Origin of the sequence: Corynebacterium jeikeium (assembly GCA_003955985.1) — a bacterium.
In the GTDB taxonomy this organism is placed as follows: domain Bacteria; phylum Actinomycetota; class Actinomycetes; order Mycobacteriales; family Mycobacteriaceae; genus Corynebacterium; species Corynebacterium jeikeium_D.
The window spans coordinates 1,852,405-1,876,356 of sequence record CP033784.1 but is presented as its reverse complement, the minus strand read 5'-3'; the positions used below and the strand labels follow the sequence as shown (position 1 = coordinate 1,876,356).

At 58.9% G+C, this 23,952-nt stretch carries 22 protein-coding genes and 3 pseudogenes; 10 read left to right on the top strand and 15 right to left on the bottom strand.

All coding sequences use genetic code 11. From position 1 onward, the window contains the following. Window positions 1–48: 48 nt before the first annotated feature. Window positions 49–734: pseudogene (locus EGX79_08200) on the top strand (DUF305 domain-containing protein). Between the two features lie 671 nt (window positions 735–1,405). Beyond that, window positions 1,406–1,568 (top strand): annotated as a pseudogene (locus EGX79_08195) (oxidoreductase). Window positions 1,569–1,644: 76 nt separating this feature from the next. On the opposite strand, the gene cadA reads toward EGX79_08195, so the two are convergent. The 7 genes from cadA to EGX79_08160 form a co-directional block, all read right to left on the bottom strand. Continuing rightward, a complete protein-coding gene (gene cadA, locus EGX79_08190) occupies window positions 1,645–3,537 on the bottom strand; it encodes a cadmium-translocating P-type ATPase (protein ID AYX82170.1) in 1,893 nt (630 codons plus the stop codon). Further along, complete coding sequence (locus EGX79_08185) at window positions 3,534–3,893, bottom strand: ArsR family transcriptional regulator (protein AYX82169.1); 360 nt, start codon at window positions 3,891–3,893, stop codon at window positions 3,534–3,536. Before EGX79_08185 ends, cadA begins: the two co-directional genes overlap by 4 nt. A gap of 82 nt (window positions 3,894–3,975) precedes the next feature. Continuing rightward, window positions 3,976–5,043 carry an LLM class flavin-dependent oxidoreductase gene (locus tag EGX79_08180; protein AYX82168.1) on the bottom strand — a complete coding sequence of 356 codons (1,068 nt, stop codon included), beginning with the start codon at window positions 5,041–5,043 and terminating at the stop codon, window positions 3,976–3,978. Window positions 5,044–5,357: 314 nt separating this feature from the next. Beyond that, on the bottom strand, window positions 5,358–5,900 hold the full coding sequence (locus tag EGX79_08175; GenBank protein ID AYX82167.1) for a DUF488 domain-containing protein: 543 nt from the start codon (window positions 5,898–5,900) through the stop codon (window positions 5,358–5,360). Between the two features lie 189 nt (window positions 5,901–6,089). Further along, complete coding sequence (locus EGX79_08170) at window positions 6,090–7,802, bottom strand: SulP family inorganic anion transporter (GenBank protein ID AYX82166.1); 1,713 nt, start codon at window positions 7,800–7,802, stop codon at window positions 6,090–6,092. Window positions 7,803–8,196: 394 nt separating this feature from the next. Beyond that, on the bottom strand, window positions 8,197–9,408 hold the full coding sequence (locus EGX79_08165) for an IS110 family transposase (protein AYX82165.1): 1,212 nt from the start codon (window positions 9,406–9,408) through the stop codon (window positions 8,197–8,199). A gap of 254 nt (window positions 9,409–9,662) precedes the next feature. Beyond that, complete coding sequence (locus EGX79_08160) at window positions 9,663–9,905, bottom strand: hypothetical protein (GenBank protein ID AYX82164.1); 243 nt, start codon at window positions 9,903–9,905, stop codon at window positions 9,663–9,665. 388 nt (window positions 9,906–10,293) lie between these two features. On the opposite strand from EGX79_08160, the pseudogene EGX79_08155 reads away from it, so the two are divergent. Next, a pseudogene (locus tag EGX79_08155) lies at window positions 10,294–10,473 on the top strand (hypothetical protein). Window positions 10,474–10,489: 16 nt separating this feature from the next. On the opposite strand, the gene EGX79_08150 reads toward EGX79_08155, so the two are convergent. Continuing rightward, complete coding sequence (locus EGX79_08150; GenBank protein AYX82163.1) at window positions 10,490–10,930, bottom strand: amphi-Trp domain-containing protein; 441 nt, start codon at window positions 10,928–10,930, stop codon at window positions 10,490–10,492. 205 nt (window positions 10,931–11,135) lie between these two features. Here EGX79_08150 and EGX79_08145 point away from each other — a divergent pair, with 205 nt between their 5' ends. Next, entirely contained in the window at window positions 11,136–11,630 is a 495-nt protein-coding gene (locus EGX79_08145; GenBank protein AYX82162.1) for a 2'-5' RNA ligase, read from the top strand. 98 nt (window positions 11,631–11,728) lie between these two features. Here the strand turns inward: EGX79_08145 and EGX79_08140 are convergent, their stop codons facing one another. From EGX79_08140 to EGX79_08120, 5 genes are all read right to left on the bottom strand, one after another. After that, complete coding sequence (locus EGX79_08140) at window positions 11,729–12,613, bottom strand: hypothetical protein (GenBank protein AYX82161.1); 885 nt, start codon at window positions 12,611–12,613, stop codon at window positions 11,729–11,731. Between the two features lie 146 nt (window positions 12,614–12,759). Continuing rightward, the gene (locus EGX79_08135) at window positions 12,760–14,001 is read right to left on the bottom strand and encodes an MFS transporter (protein ID AYX82160.1); all 1,242 of its coding nucleotides are present in this window, start codon (window positions 13,999–14,001) and stop codon (window positions 12,760–12,762) included. 51 nt (window positions 14,002–14,052) lie between these two features. After that, window positions 14,053–14,577 (bottom strand): CBS domain-containing protein, encoded by a 525-nt coding sequence (locus EGX79_08130; protein AYX82159.1) that lies wholly within the window; start codon window positions 14,575–14,577, stop codon window positions 14,053–14,055. A 295-nt stretch (window positions 14,578–14,872) separates the two neighbouring features. Then, on the bottom strand, window positions 14,873–15,745 hold the full coding sequence (locus tag EGX79_08125) for a patatin family protein (protein AYX82158.1): 873 nt from the start codon (window positions 15,743–15,745) through the stop codon (window positions 14,873–14,875). A 98-nt stretch (window positions 15,746–15,843) separates the two neighbouring features. Then, on the bottom strand, window positions 15,844–17,094 hold the full coding sequence (locus EGX79_08120; protein AYX82157.1) for a glutaminase: 1,251 nt from the start codon (window positions 17,092–17,094) through the stop codon (window positions 15,844–15,846). 152 nt (window positions 17,095–17,246) lie between these two features. On the opposite strand from EGX79_08120, the gene EGX79_08115 reads away from it, so the two are divergent. Continuing rightward, complete coding sequence (locus tag EGX79_08115) at window positions 17,247–18,680, top strand: GuaB1 family IMP dehydrogenase-related protein (protein AYX82156.1); 1,434 nt, start codon at window positions 17,247–17,249, stop codon at window positions 18,678–18,680. 167 nt (window positions 18,681–18,847) lie between these two features. Then, entirely contained in the window at window positions 18,848–19,297 is a 450-nt protein-coding gene (locus EGX79_08110; protein AYX82155.1) for a nucleic acid-binding protein, read from the top strand. On the opposite strand, the gene EGX79_08105 is transcribed toward EGX79_08110, so the two are convergent. Beyond that, window positions 19,294–20,247 carry a DUF808 domain-containing protein gene (locus tag EGX79_08105; protein ID AYX82154.1) on the bottom strand — a complete coding sequence of 318 codons (954 nt, stop codon included), beginning with the start codon at window positions 20,245–20,247 and terminating at the stop codon, window positions 19,294–19,296. The two genes, EGX79_08110 and EGX79_08105, sit on opposite strands and share 4 nt — an antisense overlap. A gap of 171 nt (window positions 20,248–20,418) precedes the next feature. Between EGX79_08105 and EGX79_08100 the strand changes: the two genes are divergently transcribed. Further along, entirely contained in the window at window positions 20,419–21,126 is a 708-nt protein-coding gene (locus tag EGX79_08100; GenBank protein AYX82153.1) for an isochorismatase family protein, read from the top strand. A 62-nt stretch (window positions 21,127–21,188) separates the two neighbouring features. Here the strand turns inward: EGX79_08100 and EGX79_08095 are convergent, their stop codons facing one another. Continuing rightward, window positions 21,189–21,743, bottom strand: a complete 555-nt coding sequence (locus tag EGX79_08095; protein AYX82152.1) for a gamma carbonic anhydrase family protein — start codon at window positions 21,741–21,743, stop codon at window positions 21,189–21,191. A 97-nt stretch (window positions 21,744–21,840) separates the two neighbouring features. Between EGX79_08095 and EGX79_08090 the strand changes: the two genes are divergently transcribed. The 3 genes from EGX79_08090 to EGX79_08080 all read left to right on the top strand — a co-directional run bounded on the left by EGX79_08090 (window position 21,841) and on the right by EGX79_08080 (window position 23,843). After that, window positions 21,841–22,173 (top strand): antibiotic biosynthesis monooxygenase, encoded by a 333-nt coding sequence (locus tag EGX79_08090; protein AYX82151.1) that lies wholly within the window; start codon window positions 21,841–21,843, stop codon window positions 22,171–22,173. Then, window positions 22,173–22,790: a hypothetical protein gene (locus EGX79_08085; protein ID AYX82150.1), complete on the top strand. Its 618-nt coding sequence runs from the start codon at window positions 22,173–22,175 to the stop codon at window positions 22,788–22,790. Before EGX79_08090 ends, EGX79_08085 begins: the two co-directional genes overlap by 1 nt. Window positions 22,791–22,976: 186 nt before the next feature. Beyond that, the gene (locus tag EGX79_08080; protein ID AYX82149.1) at window positions 22,977–23,843 is read left to right on the top strand and encodes a 3-hydroxybutyryl-CoA dehydrogenase; all 867 of its coding nucleotides are present in this window, start codon (window positions 22,977–22,979) and stop codon (window positions 23,841–23,843) included. Window positions 23,844–23,952 lie beyond the last annotated feature (109 nt).

Genomic DNA, 23,952 nt, shown 5'->3' with positions numbered 1-23,952 from the left:
CCATCACTTCTCTCCACTGACCCCATATGACCCTGAAAGGGCTCCACCATAAAGCGCACCCTTATTCTTTCCGCTCTCGCCGTGGCCTCCACCCTGGTGCTGGCCGCCTGCGGTGAGGCCACCGACTCAGGCAACACCGACGCCACCACCTCGGCCACCAGCACTGCGACGACTACCGCTGAGACGACCGAGACCACCAGGGCGGCGACTGAGGAGGACGGGGAGATCTCCGCCGATCACAACGACGCGGACATCATGTTTGCCCAGATGATGATCCCCCATCACAAGCAGGCCGTGGAAATGAGTGAAATGCTCCTGGCTAAGGAGGGCATCCCCGCCCAGGTCGTGGAGTTTGCCCAGGGAGTTATTGACGCCCAGGGACCGGAGATTGACCGGATGAACGCCATGCTCGAGGCCTGGGACCAGCAGCCGGTCACCGACTCTGGGGCATGGGGACCATGGATGAGATAGGTGGAATGGATCACGGCGAGATGGGTGGCATGAGCGGGATGATGAGCCAGGAGGACATGACAGCCCTTGAGGAAGCCCAGGGCACCGGCGCCGCCCGCCTTTACCTGGAGCAGATGACCGCCCACCACGAAGGCGCGGTCGACATGGCCCGTGACGAGGTTGCTGACGGCCAGAATCCCCATGCAATCACCCTGGCCGAACAAATTATCAACGACCAGGAGGCCGAGATTGCCCAGATGCAGCAAATGCTCACTGACCTATGACAGGTCCCCGTCTTTTTCTGATCCCGAGGACAGGAATCTGAAAAAGAGGGATAACCGTGACGATTGCCACCTGCTGCGGGCGATGGGTCGTTGTCACCGCAGCGGGTGCACCGGGGTGGATGTTTCTACTCCCTCTGGTCGCACCACTGAGGAAAGGGGAAAGCCCCTGTGTCCAGACCCTTGGAGGACTACGCATTATTGTCCGATACTCACACGGCCGCCCTGGTCTGCCGGCAGGGCAGCATTAATGTTGGGGGTGTCCCCCGAGTAGTGGACACGGCGTTGGTGTCAGTTAGGCAACGAGGCCTACGGTAGCAGCCGTCGTCGCGGTATCGAAGGTTGTACTGCGATCCTAGCTATCGCTTTTTACTTCTTGTATCTACTCAATCTCTAACAGCTTCTACTGTATGTCCATAGGGTAAAGGGTATTTAGCAACGACACGTCGTGGAGTTCAAGTTCAACGTTTAACGCGGGCAGTCGCTGCCGGATTCTCGGTGGCGATTCCGACCCGAACCTCGGGGACATTCTCGCGCTTCCTCATCTTCGTGAGCTCCGCGACGCCGGCCAGCTCACCGCTACCTCCATCTTCGATAGCTTTAGCGAGCTCGACCACGACCATCTAATCTGGTGCACTGGTTTCCGTCCGGCCCTCGGCCCATTCCGCCACCTCATGCGTGGCCGTGAAACCGCGATGAAGAATCTCCATCTAGTTGGTTACGGCAACTGGACCGGCGACGGCTCGGCAACCCTGATGGGTGTCGAGTCCTTTTGCTAAATACGCTGCCCAGGTAGTCGCGGGTCGTGTCGATGAAGCGCGGCATCAAAAGTTTTGAGACGACGCTTGGTCCCTGAGCAGCTCGATCCTTCAAAGATCCGCGCTGGAGAGCAGCGCGCTGGGCGAAGGGCGCGTCAGCGCTTCGCTCGCGCAGCCCGCAGGCCGTTCAAGATCACGATAACTTCAGCGACCTCGTGAACCAATACGACGGCGGCCAGACCCAGCACGCCGCTGATCGCCAGCGGCATCAACACGATGATGATGGCCAGAGACAGCACGATGTTCTGGTTAATAATCCTGCTGCCTCGACGGGCGTGCTGCAGTGCCTGCGGGATCAACCGGAGGTCGTGGCCGGTGAAGGCGACGTCAGCGGACTCGATTGCGGCGTCAGAGCCGGTCGCTCCCATTGCTATGCCCACCGTCGCGCCCGCCAGCGCAGGAGCGTCGTTGATGCCGTCGCCAATCATCGCCGTCGGCGTCTTGGAGGAGAGCTCGGCGACGATGCTTGCCTTGTCCTCTGGACGCAGCTCGGCGCGCACGTCGTCGATTCCGGCGATTTCAGCCAGCGCCCGGGCGGTGCGAGTGTTGTCGCCGGTGAGCATGCTCACTTCCACGCCGTTGGCGTGCAGGGTCTGCACAGCTTCGGGCACCTCGGGCCGCAGTTCGTCGCGGACCCCGATCGCCCCGGCGAGGGCGTCATCGACGGTGACAAGGACGCAGGTTTGACCCTCGGACTCCATGCGCTCAACGTCTGCCTTCAGTGGCCCGGCGTCGATCCACCGGGGACTGCCCACAAGTACCTGTCGACCTTCGACGGTGCCGCCGATGCCATGCCCGGCTTCCTCGCTGATGTCCAAGGCAGCGGGCGCTTCGGGCACCGCTGCCGCGATCGCCGCAGCGAGGGGGTGCGTCGATTGCTGCTCAACTGCCGCCGCGAAAGCAAGCACCTGCGCCGGATCGAATCCGTCTGCCGGGACCACGTCGGTAACCTCGGGCTGGTTGCGGGTAAGGGTTCCGGTCTTGTCCACCGCCAGGTGATGGATGCCGCCGAGTCGCTCGAACGCCGCGCCGGATTTGATGACCACGCCGAACTGGCTGGCCGCGCCGATCGCGGCCACGACCGTCAGCGGCACGGAGATTGCCAGTGCACACGGCGATGCTGCGACCAGGACCACCAACGCGCGGGTGATCCACGTCTCGGGGTCGCCCAGCAGCGAGCCAATCATGCCGACCAGCACCGCCAGGATCATCACCCCGGGCACTAGGGGTTGGGCAATCCGGTCGGCGATCCGGGCGCGGTCGCCCTTTTCCGCCTGCGCCTGCTCGACCAGGTCCACGAGTGTGGTCAGCGAGTTGTCCGTTCCAGCTGCGGTCGTCTCGACCTCCAGCACGCCGGCGGAGTTGATTGCTCCCGCGGGCACCTCGTCGCCGGGCGCAACCTCCTCCGGAATGGATTCTCCGGTGATCGCTGAGGTGTCAAGGCTGGAGCGCCCAGACCGAATGATGCCATCCGTGGCAATCCGCTCTCCGGGGCGCACGAGCATCAGCTCGCCAGCCGCGAGGTCCTTCGCTGCGACCTCAACCGCCGTACCGTCGCGCAGCACGGTCGCGGTTTGCGGTACCAGCTTCAACAGTGCCCGCAGTCCGCCTTGGGCCCGGTCCATCGCCTTGTCTTCCAGTGCCTCGGCGATCGAGTACAGGAACGCTAGCGCCGCGGCCTCTCCGACGTAACCGAGGATTACCGCGCCGACCGCGCTGATCGTCATCAGCAAGCCAATGCCGAGCTTGCGCTTTGTGACAAGGTTCCGGATAGCGCTGGGCGCGAACGTATACGCCCCTAGCAACAGGCCGATCCAGAACAGGACTGTCGCGGGTGTCTCTAGCCCGGACCAATCCAGCGCCAGGCCTATACCGAGGGCTACGCCGGAGAAGATCGGCAGTAGCAACTCGGGGTCCTTCCACCATGGCCGATCGAGATCTTCGATCTCCGTGGCTGGTTCGTGTTCGCATCCACATGCTGAACTCATGCGTCCGCTCCTTTCCCGTCGCAGCCGGGCACCGAGCACTCAGGGTCGATGCACGGGGCGTTTGCGTCGACAGCCAACGTCGCGTTCACTAGCGCGTTGAGCGCTGTCGCAAGGTGCGGATCGGCGATTTCGTAGCGTGTCTTGCGGCCCTCCGGCTCGGCGACGACGATGCCGCAGTCACGCAAGCAGGTCAGGTGGTTCGAGACGTTCGAGCGGGTCAGGTCCAGGTCGCGCGAAAGCACGGCCGGGTAGCTCGGGCCGTCGAGTAGGGTGATCAGGATTCTGGAGCGCGTCGGATCCGCCATGGCCCGGCCGAGCCGGTTCATGACGTCGAGGCGTGAAGCAATAGTCAGCATATGCTGAACTATACAGCAATTACTGAACTTTTCAACACACACTGAACTGACATTGAAGCGAAGAGCTTGCGAACTGGAGGAATTAGTCGATGGGATAGCCGGTAACTGGGCCTTCGTGATTCGGCTGCCAACCCAACGCGGGGGCGACATGCGTGGCGAAGTTGTCCAAGATCTTCACGTTGACGTCGACGCCCATCCCAGTGGGGATGGTGATGAGCAGGGTGTCGGCGGACATGACGGCGGCGTCGGCTTTGAGTTGCTCAATGAGTTTGTCCGGCTCGGCGGCGTAGGTGCGGCCGAAGGTGGAGGCGCCGACGTCGGGAAGCATGCCCACCTGATCGGAGCCGGAGGCCTGCATGCCGAACAACTGCATGTCCGCGCCGTCGACGATGGGGAAGACGGAGCGGGACACCGACACACGCGGCGTCCAATCGTGGCCCGCCTTCTTCCACGCGGCGCGGTAGCGGCTGATCTGATCCGCCTGGATTTCGCCCAGAGTCTCGGCGGTGGTCTCGGAGACCAGGGTGGAGGACATCAGGTTGAGCCCGTCCTTGGCGGTTTGCTCGGCAGAAGCGTGGGTGCCGGAGCCGTAGAAAATGTGCTTACGCAGCTCGGGCACCATGGGGAAGACCGGCAGGGCGGAGCCGGGTTGGAACATGTTGGGGTACTGCCGGTCTAGCGGTGCGGCGGTGGCGAATCCGTTGCCGTCCACTGCAGCCATGAACGCCTCGAGGTGGGCTCGCGCCACGTCCGCGCCGTTGGGCGCTTTACCCTTGTAGCCGAAGGCCTCCCAGCCGCGGTCAGCCACCTCTGGGGCGCCGCGCGAGACGCCCAGGGCCACGCGGCCACCGGAAATTTGGTACAGCGACGCGGCCTCTTCGGCGAGGTAGAGCGGGTTTTCATAGCGCATGTCGATGACACCGGTGCCCATCTCGATGTGTTTGGTGGTGGCCGCGACAGCACCCAGCAGCGGCATCGGGGCGGAGGCCTGCGGCACGAAGTGGTGGACTCGGAAGGACGCGTTGTTCACGCCGATTTCGTCCGCAGCCTGGGTGATCTCCAGATGAGTCTTGGCGATCTTTTCCGCAGATGGCCCGCGCTGGCCACCGAAGGCGTAATGCCCGAAGCTTAAGAATCCGAACGCTTTCATTGGATACCACTCCTTTTCATGGTGCTAACGAGAAAGTAACTTTGCAACGAGATACCGTGGACTTTAAGCTCGATGTCTAGGTCCGTGGCAAGACGGTAGATCGATTTTTCGATTCGGCGCTTTGGGGCGCTACCGGAGTCCCCGGTGGTCTTCTTAGATTGAGCGGTTCAGATTTCCTAACCTAAAGCTCGTTTGAGCGTGCTATCCGCTGGTGCGCCTCCGATACTGCTGCTCATAAGGTGGCGGGCGCTCCATGAATACAAAGCGTAGGTCAGGTCGAGGAGGATGCAGCCCCCTGGGCTCTGGTGTATGCGCTAGCCCCGCTCGGGGTAGCGCACGAGGAGATCGTTGCCGATGACTGCGCCGTCGTTGAGCGTTGCCTCGCTCACCTTCGCCCCGGCTGCACCCAGGCCCATAATGTGGCCAACCTCGTCACCGTGGGCGATGAGGTGGTCGGCGATGATACGCCGGTGGCAGCGCCACCACACCGCCTCGGAGCACATGATCGCGGTGGGAGTTTCGGCTGCGTTCGCCCGTAGCTGCGAGATCGCGTCGGAGAACTCCTCGCCCAGCGCATGGTCGGCGTAATTGTGGAAACTGCGGTTACGCCAGTTGCCGTTAACCTCAAACGGCACCGAGTGGGACACGTTGCGCCGTCCGGTTAGGCCCTCGCTTCTGCTGTAAGTGATGCCACATGTAGGAAGGTGTTCGGCAAGGTGGTCGCCGTTGAACCACGGGTACTTCCTGGATCCGGGCAGCTTGCGCACATCCACGATGGATGCCACACCGGCAGCTTTGATCATTTCAGCGAAGTCCTCGAACTCGAGGTTGGAGTGGCCCACGGTGAAAATGCGCATGTCGCCAATGCTACGCGCCAAGCGATTACACCCACATCGGCTTCACGAATGAGAAGGTGACTTTGCAACGACACGTCGTGGAGTTTAAGTGCAACGTGTAAAGGTTTTTCAAGCGTCGCGCGATGGGGATGTGGACCCACGATTGCAGGGTCGACTGCGACGGAGTGACCATTGTCTGGCTCAGCCAAGCTATTGACTCTGCGATGCCGCGGGTGCGCCATCAGACTCTTCGTGCTGAATGCGTGAGGCATGCAGTCGGGCGTGGGCGATGGCGTCAGGGGTGTTGTCGAAGACGTGATTCTCGTGTGCAAGCTGGTCGAATACGCCGAGTTCGCGCAACACCGGAATATGTTCGGGCTTCGTGGCTGCGAGCAAGACCCTGGTACCGCGGCGTTCGAGGCGCCCAATCGTGTCGGCGAGCATCTGGGCGCCGGTGGCGTCGATCGTCGTAACGTAGCGCATGCGGAGCACGACAACCTTGACCGACGAGACATCAGCGAGCTCGAGGAGGAAATCGTGCGCTGCACCAAAGAAGAGGGGGCCTTCCATACGGAAGGCGGCGATGTGCTCGTCGAGAAGCTCACGCTCCTTGTCGCGGTGGTCTCCCTCGTCTAGCGGGGCGGCCTCTAATACCGCCGTGCGGGCGGTATCGCGCAGTGCGAAGAAGCCCGCCATAATGAGGCCGATGAGCACGGCGACTACAAGATCGAACACGACGGTGGCGGCAGCTGTGATGAGCAGGGTCGCCCCGTCGCCCTTGGTGGCGCGTATCACCGAGCGGAGGTTCCGCGGGTGGAGCATCTGAATCGCAGTGGCGATGAGCACGCCGGCGAGCGCGGCGAGAGGAATCTCGCCCACCCACCGAGCCGCGACGAGTACGGCGACGAGCAGGAGCAGCGAATGGAACACCGCTGCCAGGCGTGTGCCTGCGCCTGCCCGCACATTGACGGCAGTTCGGGCAATCGCGGCGGTCGCGGGAATCCCGCCGAACAGGGGCGCGACGACGTTGGCCACGCCCTGTCCAAAGAGCTCGCGGTCGGGATCGTGCCGGTCGCCAACAGTCATTGCGTCGGCAACCGTCGCAGATAGTAACGATTCCAACGCGCCGAGAGCTGCGACGGCGACTGCTGCCAACAGAAGCGAATCCAGGTGCTCCCACGGGATCTGTGGCCAGCGCGGGGCAGGCAACGTCGACGGGATGTACCCGATTGTCTTCAGGCCGCTGTCTGCCAGCATGTTGATGGCCGTCGCGGCAGCTACCAACACCAGCGCCGCGGGGAAGCCGCTACGAACGCGCGCAGCAAGCACGATTCCAGCCGCCACCGCAATGGTCATCACGGGCGCTTGCCATGCCGGAGCGTCTAACCAAGCTTTGATTGCGCCCCACGCCAACCCGAGGACTTTCTCGCCGTCCACGTCAACACCGAGTGCTGCGGGCAGCTGTTGGAGGCCGATGATTAACGCAATACCGGCGGTGAAACCTTCGACGACAGGTAACGGCATGTACTTCATCGCTCGGCCAGCACCGGTGACCGCCAACACGAGCAGCATGAGCCCTGCCAGCACGCCGACGACGAGCACCCCATCGGCACCATGGTTGGCCACGATGGGGATTAACACGACGGTCATTGCGCCGGTCGGGCCGCTTACCTGGACATTGCTACCGCCGAAGACTGCGGCCAGGATACCCGCGACGATGGCCGTCGTAATTCCGGCCGCCGCGCCGACACCGGACGCAACGCCGAAGCCGAGTGCGAGGGGGAGGGCGACGAGGGCCACCATGAGGCCTGCCGAGAGGTCGCGCCCGATTGTCGCGCGGGACCAGTCCGAGCGGCGCGGTGCGAAACGCAGGGCACGGGACCGGATGCCCACCGTAGAGGCGGCGGAGGAGGGGTGGGTCATGCTACTTTCTTGCTCCTTCAGGGCTCAATGACACTCAAAGGATACACAAGGTGCCATCCTCCGACGGTCACATTCCCGGTTCTGGCCGAGGCCTCATGTCGGGGGAATAAAACTTCCTGACCTGGCGGGAGTTCGCTGGAGCGTTGTCGCGGTGCTTGGAGTGACGTGCGTGAGCCGGTGTCCGAAGAGCAGGTAGCCCAGGAGAACCGGTACCAGTGTCATACAGAGCGCGACACCACTGCTCATGGGTCGGGCCTGACGGCGGGCTGGGGGGGGTGTCCCTATGTTTTTGTCAAGTGCCAGACCGATGTTGACGAGCACAGTCTTGGGAGTAGTTTCTTAGGCGTGCCTAGGAGCCGGCCAGCGTGTGCTGGTCGGCTTCGTCTTTGGGGCTTTATGCGGCGACGGGGCGTGGCGGGATTTCGCGGAAGAACTCCTTGTTTTTCAGCATCGCGTAGATGACATTGCATCGGCGTCGTGCCAGGCAGATGACTGCTGCGTTGTGGCGTTTTCCTTCAGCGCGTTTGCGGTCGTAATACCGCCGTGACGGTTCGTGGCTGCGGATAACTGCGAATGCGGAGTAGAACAAGGCGTTTTTCAGTCGTTTATTGCCTGACCGTGCCGGGAATTCACCTCTGATCGACGAACCGGATCGTCTAGTCACGGGTGCTATTCCAGCATAAGCAGCTAAGTGGCCAGCACTAGCGAAGTCGGAGCCATCACCGATCGCAAGAAGGATCTGCGCTGCGGTCTTGATGCCGACTCCGGGCATACTCATCAAGACCTCACAAAGAGGGAAATCAGCGAGCATCTCTTCAACCTGCTCAGCAATGGTGTTTCGTTGCTCTTTGAGGGCCTGGATGTTTGCAGCCAGTTGAGGAATTACTAACTCGGCGGCATCGCTTCCAGGCACGGTGACTGTTTGAGCTTTCAGCGCTGTAAAAATGTCGTCTACCAGCGGGGTGGGGTCTTTACGTGTGCGCTTGATCATCCAGTTCAACACTCGTTGGTATCCGGCTCTTTTTAGCCCCTGCGGTCCCTTGTAATGGATCAATAATTCCAGGATCGGCGTGCGAGTCAGGGTGCTACCAGCAAAAACTCGTTCCAGGCTGGGGTAGATCTGGGTGAGGACACTGCGAAGCCGATTGACAGTGCGAGTGCAATCGCGGGCGATGTCATCATCGAAGCCGGACAGCATCTTTAGGGCGGAGAGTACCTCATCATTGCGGTCGACGGCACGTAGCGTGTGGGGCATTGTGCGGGCGGTGTCGGCGATGATGAATGCGTCGCGTTTGTCTGTTTTTGCACGTCCCGGATAGAGATCTGCAGCTTTGCGCATCGCAAGACCTGGCAGGTATCCGACTTCGCAACCGCAGTCCCGGGCTACAGCAATCGGTAGTGCGCCGATGGTGTTGGGTTGGTCGACGATCACGAGCACGGTGCCAAGCTTCTGAAGCTGGTGAAAAACGCCTGCTAGTTCGGATTCGAGTTGAGGCAACGGTTTGTCGAAGACCTTGTTGCCATCACGGTCTAAGGCGCAGGCGTGGTGTTCAGATTTGCCGACGTCTAACCCAAGGAATATGTCGATGGAATGCTCCGGAGACATGATGAGCTCCTAGAAAACGAGATGGGTATGGCGTTGTTCCAGTCGCTGGTGTCATGACCTTCGTTGCAAGCACCCACGTTACAAAGAGACCTAGTTTAAAACTGGCCGTGTCCCTATCAGCTGTCATCGAAAGTCCTGGCACCCGGCGGCAACACCCCCCCGGATTATGGAAACTACAGGGCAGGTAAGCCATACCGGGACCAGCGACTATCCCCATTATCGGGGACACTCACAAGGTAACGGGCGAGGGCCGGCTACCGGATCCGGGCTTTCGCAGTGACGAGCAGCAGGGCGGCATGGTCGACTTCGCCGTTTTTGATCTCGCGATTGAGCTTGTGTAGCACCACGGGGCAGCGCAGGCAGCGGATGCCGGATTTGCAGCACTTCTTCTTCGGTGTCATCGCAGCCAGTTTGAAGGGGTCCTTGCCGGCGAGCTTTTTCGCGGCTTTGGCGGCGTCCTTCTTCTTGCCCTTGTCGCCTTTCTTGCCCTTGGCCATGCGCGTTCCCTTCGTCGCGAATTTTCCTGAATTAGGTTAGCGTCACCTCATGCGATGTGGGGAGGCGTGGGTGCCTGACGGGTGTAATTGGGTGTTGCTTGACGACGGCTCGCTTGTCGGCCAGTGCCGCAGCGGTAAATGACGGCCAAAGGACGCAAAATCGACCAAAACGACTCAAATCTGTTCGCTGTGACCTGCGGAAATGGCGAGCGGTAGTGAGTTGTTTCGGCGACGGGCGCTCCTCGGCGTGCAGGAGTTCATTGTGCGACAGATTGGACAGTATCACCCTGGCCGCTGGGCCGATGTCACTGCTGTCAAAAGCCTGAGCCCATTAACTCGAAGCATGCATAGACGGCGTTACAACCCGAGAAACACTCGGCCCGTGTGCGACCACCTGGGGGAGGCACCTGCGGGATTCTGGCGTGATCACCAGTCCTCGAAGGTCAACTCCATTCGCACCCGTACTTTGATTGAGAAGGCGGATATGGTTGTCGTCCGTTTCGGCGACCAGTACAAGCAGTGGAACGCAGCCTTCGATGCAGGTTACTGTGCTGCGCGGAACAAACCGGACAGCAACAAGCCTGCTAGGAGATTGCGAAGCCAGATGCTGGTCCTGGCTTTTCGATGGGCTCGCCAGCCTCGTCGACCATCCAGTCAATTTCCAGCTCTAGCTCGCGCTCGATGCCGGTACGCTTTCGGGAATCGACGACTTCTATCGTGGTATTAAACGATGTCGGCATGGTCGTCGTCACCGCGGACTCGCCAGGGTCGAGAGTCACTTCCCCGGCGCGGATGCGAGCTGCCAGCGTCTCCAGCAAATCAGCGAGCTCGTCGCGACTGAAGCTTGTCTTGCTCTTCACCAGCTTTTGATTCTTCGGGGGCGTAGTCTTTTTAGGTTTCGGTGCCGTGTCTTTACTTACCTTTCCGGCCGTGTCGGTATTTGTGCAGCGTGGAGAATTGGCCGTCACTCCGCACTGTCTTTGAAGATGGTCTAGAGAGCTTTCAGGGAGCCTGCCCATCCCCATTATCCCAATGAAAAAGTGTTTTTACCATGAGAAATAATAAGAGGCTAGAAATTCCTATAGGTAGGTTATAAATTGTGGAAAATCCTTACGCTATGCTCTGGAGTGCAAGGTCCTGAGTGTATTAGGTGAAGAGCTCTAGTAATGCGCCCTTCGTCAGTGCTTCAAGTGGGTCGACCGACAGCAATAGGGGAGGAGTAAACGTCACATGGTGTCACCCGACAACATCCTGATGTACCTTCTGCCTGAGCAAGAGGCGCAGGTTAAAGAGATATTTGTGCAACTGGCAGAGCGTGGATTCCCGCAGCAGAATCAGAAGCCGCACATCACGGTCACCTTCGCACCGACCATGAGCCCAGCGGTAATCCAACGAGCAGCCGAGATTCTCCCACCGCTTATGCCTGCGGAGTTTCGCAGGGTAGGAACGGTAGTGTTCGGCACAAAGAGTAAACAGACTGTCGCATGGTTATTAGAAACAAGCGATGAGCTGGAAGAGGCTGCTCGCGCAATCAGTCGTCTCAACCCTGACGGCCGCGGCTCCCGCTGGATTCCGCACCTGACCATGGGCCTGAGAATTCCACGGGATATTGTGCCGGACTACGTGCGCGCACTTGACGAAATAACGAACCCGCACTTTAAAACTCTCAACGCGCCACGAGCTGCGTTCTGGAGTCCCAAAGTGCAGGAATTGACGGAGTTCTAGGGAGACTCCGGTACTTGTGTGCTGATGCTCCTCAGCAATTGTGTCCCGCTATTTCGCAAAAACTGTGGTTTCAGAAAACAGTAGGCTAAGAAGAAAAACTAAGCAGCATCCATAATCTTCTTTGCCTGGGCATCGAAGACCTCCAACGCACGCTTCTTTGCCGCTTCCTTAGACTCTGGAGTTGCCTCTGGAATCTGCATGGGATCCGTCGTGTTTTCCATGTTGCCAGTTGGTACATCCGGAGTCGGGGCGGCGGACACCATTACCATTACGCCATTGACGATCCTGACAATGTCGTAGCTGGTGGCCGTAGTATCCGTGCCACCGGCGTTGATGTTCGCACTGGTCTCGTGTGCAGTGAACTCAGCTGGCTTGACGGAAAGATTTGGCTCCCACTTTTCTCGGTGCAGTTTCATTGTGGTCGTCATGTCCATGTCATTAAACATGTCCTGCATCTCAGGAGAAATCTCCTGACCTTCCATGGAGTCTTTCAGAATGTCGGAAGCATCCATCGTAGCCGTCACGTCGGAGCACTTTTCGAGGCTGTCCTCGTACTTCTGGTACGCCTCAGGATTCTTCAATACCGAGACGCTGACAGTGACGTTCTCTTCCTTAATGTCCGTGTAAGCGCCGGCAGCATTCTCCAATTCCTCAGTTGAGTTGGTGAAAGTGGCGCATTCGGCCGGTTCAAACTTCATGGAATCTTCTGAAAACATCTCCATGGCATCTTTGAACCCGGTGATCTTGTTTCCGGAGAAGTCCGCCCCTTGAACTTCATTTGTGAGCAGGAGCTGATCTTCGGCTGCAGCAGGAGCTGACCCATCTGCCTTCGTCATCTTGCTGGTCGATTCTTTGCCTGCCTCACCACCGGCATTGCTGCTTTCTTCCCCCGAGCCACATGCTGTGAGCAACGCGGCGCTTGCCAGACCCGCCACTACAGTTGTCGCAAACTTCTCCCACATTCCAGAGCTGCGCTGCTTCATGATTCCTCATTCCATCGAGCTGAATTTCAACAACCTATGCAACCCGCCCAGGAGCCCTGGGCCGGAGCCAAGCTTTTGTGAAAGAAAGAATACAAGAGCTCGTCTCAGCACGCTTCCCAAAAACAAGAATTTCAGTCGCGTCTGCTTTACGACGCTCCGTCGGACCTCACCGCAGACTGCGCAACCTTTGCCACGGGATACATGGATACCAATGCAATAATCGCACCGAAGACGAAAACGGGCACAAACCCGAATTTCGGCGCTGCGAAAGAAATAACAAAAGGAGCGAAGAAACCAACATAGGTCAGCGAATAGTAGATAGCGGTGGCAGCACCCAACTCGGCTGGCGGTGCGATAATTTGCACTTCGCGGAGGCCGGAGACCATCATTACGCCGTACGCAGCACCGAGGGCCAGAGCAGCGGGGAAAACGCTCCACACATTCTGGGTGAGTACGACGATGAGGCTGAGCAGCATTCCGACCGTCGTTAAGCCAAGACCGAAAATAGCTGGCGGGATAAAGCTGCTGGAACTGATGCGAGTGACCAGTGGTTGCACCAAAACGCCGGTGCCCATCGTGATACAGGCGATGAGCCCGGCGAAGGCGATGGGGTAGCGGGATTCGGCGATTGTTGGCAGGACGACGAAGGATGTGCACGCAGCGCCGAAGACCCACGGTGCCCAAGCGGCGACTGCCCACAGGAACCTCGGGCTAAGCGTGGCGGAGGAGAAGAACCGTTGCGGAGAGTCGCTGTGCGCTGCGTTTGGAAGTCCTCCGGAAGCGTTCCATGTTATTGGTGCGATAAAAAGCAGCAGTGCGAGATGAACAAGATAGGGGATGACATCAGGGCGCGGGGTGAATTCTGCGACCAACCCGGAAGCCAGGGGGCCGAGGGAGAATCCGGCGGAGAGTGCAACGGTTGCGCGCCGGGCAGAAATTTGAGGTGCGACGGGCGCAATTTCTTTGATCCACGAGGCACCGGCGGCCATTACCATGCCCATCGAAATGCCGATGATAAGACGTCCTACCAGAAGTGATGGGAAGTGGAACCAGATGCCGGTGAGTAGGACGGCTGAGCCAACGGCAGAGGTTATGAGTGCAGGCCGGATGATGGCGCGACGGCCGAGCCGGTCGGAAAGTGGGCCGCAGATGAGTAGCGCGGGGATGAGTCCTGCGACGTAGATGGCGAAGAGAAAGGTGACCTGGGACTGGTTGAGAGCATCGGTTATTCGATACGCGGGCAGGAGTGGTGCGAAGAGGTTGGCTCCAAACGCAACCGCGAACATGCCCAGGGCTACCCGAATCCAGTCTCGTATCACGGTTGCCTCCTGAGGGCTCTCATCTGTGGGGATAGAACAGTGTGGTAACAACAATAGGCCAGCTAGCAAACGCTAGCTGGCCTATTGAGTTACTCGGGTCGTCTACCCAAGTTAGTCGCCCTAGTTATTGGCGGCGCCGAAAAACGCGGTAATCGGCGAGAAGAATCCCTTGGACTTCTTTGACTTCTTAGCTGCCTTTGTCCTGCCAAGAATGCGCTCAGAGATGCGGTCGGTGAGGACACCTACCAGCTTGCCGCTGCGGACGACGGGCAGCTCGCTGAGCGGCCCGTCAATAAGCTGGCGAGCCCTGATTGCAGCTGGATCCTCGGGCTTGACAAAGACCTTCACCGGGGCGCCGACGGTGTTCATGTAGGCATCGCGGTCGGCGTACTCACGGAGTTCCTTCAGCGTAATATCGCTGGTCAGGTAGCCTTCATCGTCGACGAGGAAGACACAGGTATCGTCATCGAGACCAGCAAATTCGGCTGCGTAGGTGCTCAGTGCCTCACCGACCGTGATGTCCTCCGGCAGCGCAATGTAAGAATCCGTCATGTGCATGCTTACGGTGTCAGGCAGGAGGCTGTACGGGCTGATTGAAGACTTCGGCTTGAAGAAGTTGGCGATGGTGTTCTGTGTCTGTGTCATTGTGGATCCTTTTCCAGGTATCCCAGCTCCTTTGCTAGGAGGGAATTTCTGTTGATTGAAAAATTATGGCTCCCCGCCTAAGAGTGTTGGCAATGTAATGCCGTAACTAAAGGTGGCCACTTGAGATGGACCCTTGCTTCGAGAGTCTTTCGAAACTCTCGATAAAGTGCAGGGCAGCGGCCTATGTGGATATAGGAGCCTTACCTAACGAGGTTGTTCGCTACGCAAAGGTTAACACAAGGTTACGTACACAGTAAAGAGGAATGAACGAAAAGCTTCCTAAAGGTGGCGGGAGTTATAAGCCCATGAACTCTCGAATTGCTGGCCATTCGGCATCGGCTTGCGCCCGGCCGAGCTCGTAGTTGTGCAGCAGCTTCGACCGCCTCCGCTCCGCCTTTGTGATGCTCATGTTATTGGCGTAGAAAACATATGCTTGGCCTTTTCGTTCAAGCTCAGCAGCCCAATCGAGAGAAGCGTTGTAGCGCTCGTGTCTAGTGATAAGCAGCTCAGCCACCACCGGGTTACTGCGGAAAATCTGGCGCAGTAGCTGTGGGCGCTTAGGGGCGGTGCGACGGAATCCTTTCGGGCGAGTCAGGACGATGAGGAACTTCTTGAAACCATCTGCTTCGGCGGCATTAATGGGAATGCCACCTGATGATCCCAGTGCACCGTCGACGAACGGAACGCCATCAATATAGGGCATACGCATGACACCCGGAATCGTCGAACTGGCGCGAGTGTACTTCATCAGCGTAGGTAGATCTGGGATATCGTCCGGCCCCCAGTTGATGGTCTCGCCCGTATCCGCTCGGACAGCAGAAATCCGGTAGGGAGTTGGATTGTTCTTAAAAGTCTCGTAATCCAGGGGCATGGCGCCGTCGGGAAGTCCCGCGTCTTCGTAGATGTACTCGGCATCGAAATAGCCCCGCCCGCGCAACATTGGGCGCCAGCCACTGCTGTTCGGCTGTGCGATGAAGTCAGTGAAGCTATTTATAGAGCGCTGGATATCCCGGGAAAGGTAATTGACCACGTGAGAGGCGCCGGCGCTTACGCCACCGACCCAGCCGACATCGATGCTCTCGCGAAGTAGCCGCTCGACGAAAGGTGCCGTGTAACTATTGCGAGTCCCTCCGCCCTCGAAGACTAATGCCACATCGCTGACCTGCATTTACATCCCTCCGGTTGTTCTCGCGCTGCTGCCTTTCGAGCGTTACGATCGTTCAAGACTACCCGAACGTCACCATATTGGATTTCGGTTAGCGTAGTTTACGGCGCATCTTGGAGGATGACCGGCAGCAGCCCCTCTCCCATATCTGGGTTCGGCAGTACGCCCTCCGGGTCGTAGAACAAGATCTCCTTGCCCTCGTGGCTCAGACGTCGCATCGCTTCCAGAATCAACGTGCGTCCCACCGGGTTGACAATGCCAACGCGGCTGACGTCGAAGACAACTTCGCTTTCCGACGGTGTGGAAGTCGCCAACCTGTTGAGAACAATCTCGGCCGCAGTGAAGTTGACGGGGCCCTGAATCTCGATGATCGAGCGGCCATTGCTGACGCGTGTACCGCGCAGCGCACGCGAACCAATCGCATCGGCATCCATGAGATGAAGACCCAAATCTTCGGAGAGCTTCCGGAAGATGGCAATGCTGCGGACGCTATTGCCGTGGTCGTTCAATCGCGGCGAAAAGGCTGCGAGCCCCGCCTGTCCAGGCAGCGCTCCCAGCAAGCCGCCGGCGACACCGCTCTTGGCGGGAATCCCGACGTCGGTAAACCATTCACCGGCCTCGTCGTACATGCCGGCAATAGCCATCACGGACAAGACTCTGCGAACAACCGAGCGGCCGAGCACAGTCTGATTGGTAACCGGGTTAACGCCACCGTTGGCCAACACTGCGGTCATCATGGCGACATCGCGAGTGTTGACCAGCACGGAGCACTGTGCGGTGTAGCCGCGGACAGCATCGTGGGGCGTGGTTTCGATGAAACCGTAAGCTGCCAGCATATGTGCGATGGACATGTTTCGATGGGCAGTGTCCATTTCGCATTCATAGGCATCGTAGTCAACGCGAAGCTTACGGCCAGCCAAAGTCGAGAGAAGCTCCACCATGTGCTTCGTGCGAGTCTTCCAGTTGGCACCTGGCTGGCATACGAACTGGTTGATGGCCAGTGCGCCGACATTAATCATCGGATTTTTTGGTCGGTGCGTGCCCTGCTCCAGCGACAGCTCGTTGAAAGCCTCACCGGAAGGTTCGGTGCCCACAATGCTGTCGATTTTGTCTGTGCCGTGCTCGGTGATGGCTGCGGCATAAGCGAAGGGCTTGGACATCGACTGAATGGTGAATTCAGTATCGGTGTCGCCAGCGGTATAGGTGCGCCCTGACACGGTGGTCATAGCAAGCGCGAGGCGGTCGGGATTAGCTTGGGCAAGGGTGGGAATATAGTCCGCTACCTCGCCAGACTCATCGGGGCGGACGGATTCGACGATTTCGGACAAGTAATCTTTGATCGGCGTTTTCATCAGATTCTGCTAAGCATCTTTCCTGGGCTGAAAAATCCCGGTTGAGTCAATGGAGTCCCGTTCGAACCTACACCAGGCGAGGTCAGCCACTGATGCTCACCTCTGTGCACTCTCACCGTGCGCGCCGGAAAAATCGGCATATCCTGGGGTGTGTGAAATTCCTCAACAATCAGTCCGCGCCCTACGAGTTGACCTACAGCGATGTCTTCATGGTGCCGTCAAAGTCATCCGTCGGCTCTCGCATGGGTGTCGATTTAGCCACCGATGATGGCACCGGCACAACCATTCCGATTGTCGTCTCCAATATGACGGCCATCTCCGGTCGCCGGATGGCCGAAACCACCGCTCGCCGAGGCGGAATTGCCATCCTGCCGCAGGACGTCCCAGCTGACATTGCTGCTGAGACCATCCGCAAGGTCAAGTCCGCTGGGTTGGTTTTCGACACTCCAATCGTCGTCAAGCCTCACCACACCGCGGGGTATGCGCGCCATCTTCTGCCGAAGCGCGCGCACGGTGCGGCAGTGGTGGTGGAAGACAACAAACCGGTTGGTCTGATTACCGGCCGTGATCTGGCGGGCGTTGACAACTTTGCGCAGGTGGGGACGCTCATGTCCACTTCGCTATTTACGCTTCCGGCCGATATTGAGCCCCGTGACGCTTTCGACCAGCTCACCGCATCCGGGCGCAAACTCGCTCCGGTGGTGGATGCCGATGGCGCGCTGGTGGGTATCCTCACGCGTAAAGGCGCGCTGCGGGCGACGCTTTACAAGCCGGCTGTCGACGCGGAGGGCAAGCTGCGCGTCGGTGCGGCGCTTGGCATCAACGGTGATGTTGAAGGGCGCGCGAAGACACTGCTCGACGCAGGTGCCGACGTGCTCGTTGTCGATACCGCCCACGGTCATCAGGAATCGATGCTCCGTGCTTTACGACGAGTCCGCGCGCTCAACCCACCTGTGCCAATTGCCGCTGGCAATGTCGTGACCGCCAATGGTGTTCGCGACCTAGCGGAGGCGGGAGCCGACATTATTAAGGTCGGCGTCGGTCCGGGTGCGATGTGCACAACCCGAATGCAGACCGGAGTTGGGCGTCCACAGTTTTCTGCCGTGCTCGAATGCGCTGCAGCTGCCCGTGAATGCGGCGTGCATGTCTGGGCTGATGGTGGAGTGAAGGATCCTCGCGATGTTGCGCTTGCGTTGGCTGCGGGTGCGTCCAACGTGATGATTGGTTCGTGGTTTGCCGGTACCTTCGAGTCCCCAGGGGATGTCCAAAAGGACGTCGACGGGCGCATGTTCAAGGAGTCCTTTGGCATGGCTTCACACCGTGCGGTGGAGAGCCGAAATGCACAGGTAGAGGCCTTTGAGAAGGCCCGGCGCGAGATGTTCGAAGAGGGCATCTCGACTGCGAAAATCTACCTGGAGCCAGGCCGCGAAGGCGTGGAGGACCAGATCGATCGCATTATCTCGGGCGTACGTTCTTCGTTCACATACGCGGGTTCGGCCACCATCGAGCAGTTCGCTGAGCGGGCAGTGGTGGGAATTCAATCCGCTGCGGGCTTTGCGGAAGGAATGCCGAGGGCGACGCGGTAGCCGTCGTCAAGCCTCTCGGGGCTAAGCCGACTAGCGGTGCTGCGGGCCAATTGGTAGGTATGTAAAGACGTTGTTAGGACGTGTTTAGTACCACGTGCAAGATTGGGGAGGGGCTGGCGATTATGGGTCGGCAGGTAAGAGAAAACAGTGCTGTAACGGAGTCTGGATTGGTAGCAGGAAACGGTGCTAGAGCAGGAAGCGGGAACGCATTTTTCGCCCGCGCCCGCGTTACTGATTCCGATTTGTGCCCGTGTGGTGGGGGACTCTACGGGCAGTGCTGTGGCCCGCTGCACCGCGGTGAGCGGGAGGCGGTGACCGCAGCTGAGCTGATGGCAGCGAGGTACAGCGCTTACGCTGCCCACGAGGCGGACTACATCTGGCGGACGTGGCATCCGCGCTACCGCCCGGAAGTTATCAATGTCGATGACGGTGTGGAATGGGAAGGACTCACCATCATCAACGCTGTCGATGGCGGCGAGGATGACCGCGAAGGCATCGTGGAATTTGAAGCGGCCTTTCATGACCATGACGGTGTCGGCACGATGCACGAGCGTTCCCGTTTTGTTCGTCGTGCGCGACGTTGGGTCTACGTCGACGGCGAGGTCACGTACTCCTAAGCATCAGACTTGTTGTGCTTGCCGTGGCCGAATGGCAGCACGGCGACAATCGCCACAATGATTGCTCCCCAGATGGCGCCGAAAATCAGTGAGCCGGTGGTGTTGGCCAACCAGCCGAGGAAGCCACCGGTAAACAGCTGCTCAAGGTTGTGGACCAGCTGGTAGGGGAGATGCCAGCCCAGCTCGTCGAGGCCGACCACCATGATGTGGCCACCGACCCACAACATGGCAAACGTGCCGATAATACCGATTGTGTTCAAAACGATTGGCATGGCTTTGACCAGCGCCGCACCAAACTTGCTGATACCGGCTGACTTCTTGGACTGCAGGTGCAGGCCAATATCATCAATCTTGACCAAGAAGCCCACCACGCCGTAGACCGCAAGCGTGATGATGAGTGCGACCACAATAAGAATCAGCGCGCGATTGAGCAGTGGCTGATCAGCGACCTCATTGAGAGAAATCACCATGATTTCCGCAGAGAGAATCAAGTCTGTGAAAAATGCAGACTTCACCAGGGAATCTTCATTCTGTGGTGTGCGGTTGGTCGCCGCCTCCATCCGCTCCTGCTCAGTCTGATCGGGAGAGATTCGGTGCTTAATCTTCTCCCAGACCTTTTCCATGCCCTCAAAGCACAGGTAGGAGCCACCGAGCATCAAAATCGGCGTCAGCGCCCAGGGCAGAAACTGACTTAGCAGCAATGCAATCGGCAGAATAATGACAATTTTATTGACCAAGGAGCCCTTGGCGATACGCCAAATAATCGGCAGCTCGCGTTTCGGCGAGACACCCTCGACGAATTTAGGTGTCACCGCAGCGTCGTCAACCACAACACCGGCGGCTTTAGCGCTAGCTTTGCCGGCCGCAGCCGCAATATCGTCTGTTGTTGCCGCTGCAGCGCGTGCAATCGTGGCAACGTCGTCAAGCAGCGCGACAAGTCCGCCTGCCATAAAAACCTCCCGTATTGGAGGACGCGACCAGGAGCCGTCGTCGTATCAAAGAATTACCGGAGCAATTTTAACCGCTTTCCCGGATTGACTCTGTGTTGTCGGTAGGGCGTCGATGTCCGGTCGATAGTTCACGTGCTCCTCTGAACGTGGGCACGTGGCAAGATATAGGCCATGAACGCTTCCTTCTCCGAAATCTACCGACAGGTCAATGCGGACAACTCGGATAACGCTGGCACCGAGGCAGACACCAGCAATGACGCCCACTCCGAGGAACAGCAGCGCCCGGCGCGTCCCCGCATGGCACTGGTAGTCGTCGACGCTCAGAATGATTTTTCCGCGGGTGGCGCACTTGCCGTCGACGGTGCTGAGGCAGCGTACACCGCTACATATCTGCATGTTGCGGGCACAGCTAACAAGTACTCGGTTCTTGCGACCACCCGTGACAATCACATCGACCCAGGCACGCACTTCTCTGAAACCCCGGATTTCGTCGATACCTGGCCGAAACACTGTGTTGCAGGTACCCCGGGCGCAGAGATTCACCCCGGCATGCAGCGCGCCATCGCGTTTTTTGAGCAGCTCAACCCCGCTGCTGTGCGTATCGATGTCACAAAAGGGGAGTACGCCGCCGCCTACTCCGGTTTCGAGGGAACAACGGAGGCTGGCGTTTCGCTTGCCGACGCTCTCCGCGCCTCTGACATCGAAGAAATCGATGTGGTGGGAGTTGCGACTGACCACTGCGTCCGCGCCACAGTGCTCGATGGCCTCAAGGAGGGCTTTTCCGTTCGTGTTCTGAGCAATCAGGTCGCGGCGGTGGACCCGGAGCGCGGCAAGGCTGCACTAGCGGAATTGGCCGCGGCGGGCGCGACAGTGGTGTAGTGCTGCGACGCTGACCGTCAAACAATCCGCCTAGCCGCTTAGCTAGGCGCCTCGGCAGCCGCCTAGTTAAAAGTCACCATATCCAGGTCGACCTCGCGGAGGTGGCGGTGGTTGGACGCTGTTTCCACATAACGCCCTGCATGGGCGATGAAGCCCTCTGCTTCCTCGACGGAGAGTTCACGACGCACCTTGGCGGGAACGCCTGCAGCCAGCGACCTGGGGTCGATAATCTGATCTTCCAACACCACGGCACCTGCAGCAATGAGGCTGCCAGCGCCGATACGGGAACGCGAAAGCAGGGTGGACTTCATGCCGATGAGGCAACCATTTTCAACCGTGGTGCCGTGGACCAAGGCCATGTGTCCGACGGTGACATCATCGCCGAGAATTGTGGGCACACCTCGGTCGACATGGACTGTGGAGTTGTCCTGAATATTGGTGCGCTGGCCGATGCGGATCGGTGCGACGTCTCCTCGGAGAACAGAACCGTAGAACACGGAGCTATCCGCACCGATTTCGACATCACCGATAATGACCGCGCCGGGCGCAATCCAGGCGCTGGAATGAATGCGTGGGGTCTTATCTTGGTAGGTGAGAATGAGCGGAGTGTTCATCATACAAACCAATATAACTGTCACCTGAGGTCAGCGTAAGAAAAATTCTCAGCGAAACTCTATTCGTCGAAGGGTGCAATTCTGCTTGGACGCGCCTACAGTGGGCGACATGATTTTTATCGTTGTGAATTACCAAGTTAAGCCGGAATTTGCCGACGAATGGATGGACCACGTCGCTGAGTTCACCGCTGCCACCCGCGCAGAGGCTGGCAACAAGTGGTTTGAATGGTCCCGCAGCGTAGAAGACCCCAACCAGTACATCCTCGTCGAGGCATTCGATGATGACGCTGGTGAAGCCCACGTCAATTCCGAGCACTTCGCCAAGGGCCTGGAGGCGATGAAGCCGCTGCTCGCTGAGACCCCGAAGATTGTCTCGCAGGTACTGCCAGATAAGCAGGACTGGGATCGCATGGGCGAGCTGCAGGTCGACTAATGTCCTCAGACACCATTCGCGATAGCGCAGCCGCTTCCAGCAGTGACACCTATTCTCTGATTGGGCGTGGCCTGCGTATTGGCTCCGCTGTGCTGGCCTCTGCTCTCGTCGTTGGTCTCAGTGCTTGTGGGGATAGCGATGAGGCAGCCCTGGAGGGTAGCCAAAATCAGTCAAGCCAGGAGCAGAGTGCTGTTGCCTCCACTGCCGCCATTCGGGATAACTTGGCTCAGCTGGCGGCAGATACTGCGGCGCTGAAGAAAGCATCGCAGACACTAATTGCAAAGGAATCGGTCTCGGAAGAGACTCGAAAGATTGCGCAGCAGGCGGAGCCAATCTTTGCTGAAGAGGAAGCGCAGCTAGTCAAGACTCTCGGCGTCGATGTTGATCCGTCGGAGACCAAGCTCGACACCGCCACCATGACTCGCCTCGAGAACGAGGAGGGGCCACACGCAGATATGGCTTATCTGACGTTGATGGAAGGCAGCCTGGATAAGATGCTCGGACAGTGGGAAGAGCTGGAAAAGCATGGCGGAAACGACCTGCAAGAGTTGGCACGCTCTTCTCAGCAGCAGCTGGAAGATATTCAGCAGGCGCTGGAAAAACGTATGCAGTACTAGCCGCTGCCCAAAGCTCGTGGGGGGCAAATTCAAGTAAAAAGTCCTGCAAAGCGTGCCCGGGGAACCGGGGAAGTGAGTAGCGTGTAAATAAAGCCAGTGCGCTGTGATCGTCGTCAAGCGAATGCGCACTCGGATGAAGCACAATGCTGGCTAATAACCCAGAGTAGAAGGTAGGAAAACACGCCAATGGCAAATAGTATCTCGCGAGTAGGTATCGTCGGCGCCGGTCAGATGGGCTCCGGAATTATTGAGGTCTGTGCGAAGGCCGGTAGCGATGTCAAGGTCTGGGAGGCCAAGGAGGAGTTCCTTGAGTCCGGTCGCGCCCGTATTGAAAAGTCACTGGATAAGGCCGTTTCCCGTGGCAAGCTAGAGCAGTCTGCACGTGATGAGATTCTGGGACGTATTAGCTTCACCACCAAGCTGGAGGACTTCGCTGACCGTGAGCTGGTCATCGAGGCCATCGTGGAGAACCCGGAAGTAAAGGCCAGCGTCTTCTCGCAGCTCGATGAGATTGTTGAGTCGGACGATGCCATCCTGGCTTCCAACACCTCCTCGCTGCCGATTCAGTCCATTGCCGCAGCCACCAAGCGTCCGGAGCGCGTCATGGGTCTGCACTTCTTCAACCCGGTGCCCGTTCTGCCTCTGGTAGAGCATGTCGTTACTCTGACGACCGGTGATGTTCAGTCGGAGCGTGCGTACGAGTACGCTTCCGAGGCGCTGGGCAAGACCGTCATTCGCGCTAAGGATCGCTCGGGCTTCATTGTTAACGCCCTGCTGGTTCCGTACATCCTCGGCGCTATCCGCATGCTGCAGGACGGCATTGCTACCGCAGAAGACATCGATGCCGGAATGGTCAATGGCTGTGCGCACCCGATGGGTCCGCTGACTCTGGCCGACATGGTTGGTCTGGACACCATCAAGTTCATTGCCGATGCCATGTTCGATGAGTACAAGGAGCCGACTTACGCGGCACCTCCGCTGCTCAAGCGCATGGTTGAGGCGGGTCACTTCGGCCGCAAGTCCGGCCGTGGCTTCTACGACTACTCCAAGTAGTCCACGCTTTTAGCCCCGTTTGGGGCGAGTATTGAATTCTTACCGGTTGACGGGCTTTTATCCCGCCAACCGGTTTCTTTTATGCATTTATCAGTGAAAATCCGGAGTC

What these genes read in the sequence shown, in the direction of transcription:
- cadA (AYX82170.1), bottom strand. Translation starts at nt 3,537, where the DNA reads ATGAGTTCAGCATGTGGATGCGAACACGAACCAGCCACGGAGATCGAA.
- EGX79_08185 (AYX82169.1), bottom strand. Translation starts at nt 3,893, where the DNA reads ATGCTGACTATTGCTTCACGCCTCGACGTCATGAACCGGCTCGGCCGG.
- EGX79_08180 (AYX82168.1), bottom strand. Translation starts at nt 5,043, where the DNA reads ATGAAAGCGTTCGGATTCTTAAGCTTCGGGCATTACGCCTTCGGTGGC.
- EGX79_08175 (AYX82167.1), bottom strand. Translation starts at nt 5,900, where the DNA reads ATGCGCATTTTCACCGTGGGCCACTCCAACCTCGAGTTCGAGGACTTC.
- EGX79_08170 (AYX82166.1), bottom strand. Translation starts at nt 7,802, where the DNA reads ATGACCCACCCCTCCTCCGCCGCCTCTACGGTGGGCATCCGGTCCCGT.
- EGX79_08165 (AYX82165.1), bottom strand. Translation starts at nt 9,408, where the DNA reads ATGTCTCCGGAGCATTCCATCGACATATTCCTTGGGTTAGACGTCGGC.
- EGX79_08160 (AYX82164.1), bottom strand. Translation starts at nt 9,905, where the DNA reads ATGGCCAAGGGCAAGAAAGGCGACAAGGGCAAGAAGAAGGACGCCGCC.
- EGX79_08150 (AYX82163.1), bottom strand. Translation starts at nt 10,930, where the DNA reads ATGGGGATGGGCAGGCTCCCTGAAAGCTCTCTAGACCATCTTCAAAGA.
- EGX79_08145 (AYX82162.1), top strand. Translation starts at nt 11,136, where the DNA reads ATGGTGTCACCCGACAACATCCTGATGTACCTTCTGCCTGAGCAAGAG.
- EGX79_08140 (AYX82161.1), bottom strand. Translation starts at nt 12,613, where the DNA reads ATGAAGCAGCGCAGCTCTGGAATGTGGGAGAAGTTTGCGACAACTGTA.
- EGX79_08130 (AYX82159.1), bottom strand. Translation starts at nt 14,577, where the DNA reads ATGACACAGACACAGAACACCATCGCCAACTTCTTCAAGCCGAAGTCT.
- EGX79_08125 (AYX82158.1), bottom strand. Translation starts at nt 15,745, where the DNA reads ATGCAGGTCAGCGATGTGGCATTAGTCTTCGAGGGCGGAGGGACTCGC.
- EGX79_08120 (AYX82157.1), bottom strand. Translation starts at nt 17,094, where the DNA reads ATGAAAACGCCGATCAAAGATTACTTGTCCGAAATCGTCGAATCCGTC.
- EGX79_08105 (AYX82154.1), bottom strand. Translation starts at nt 20,247, where the DNA reads ATGGCAGGCGGACTTGTCGCGCTGCTTGACGACGTTGCCACGATTGCA.
- EGX79_08100 (AYX82153.1), top strand. Translation starts at nt 20,419, where the DNA reads ATGAACGCTTCCTTCTCCGAAATCTACCGACAGGTCAATGCGGACAAC.
- EGX79_08095 (AYX82152.1), bottom strand. Translation starts at nt 21,743, where the DNA reads ATGATGAACACTCCGCTCATTCTCACCTACCAAGATAAGACCCCACGC.
- EGX79_08085 (AYX82150.1), top strand. Translation starts at nt 22,173, where the DNA reads ATGTCCTCAGACACCATTCGCGATAGCGCAGCCGCTTCCAGCAGTGAC.
- EGX79_08080 (AYX82149.1), top strand. Translation starts at nt 22,977, where the DNA reads ATGGCAAATAGTATCTCGCGAGTAGGTATCGTCGGCGCCGGTCAGATG.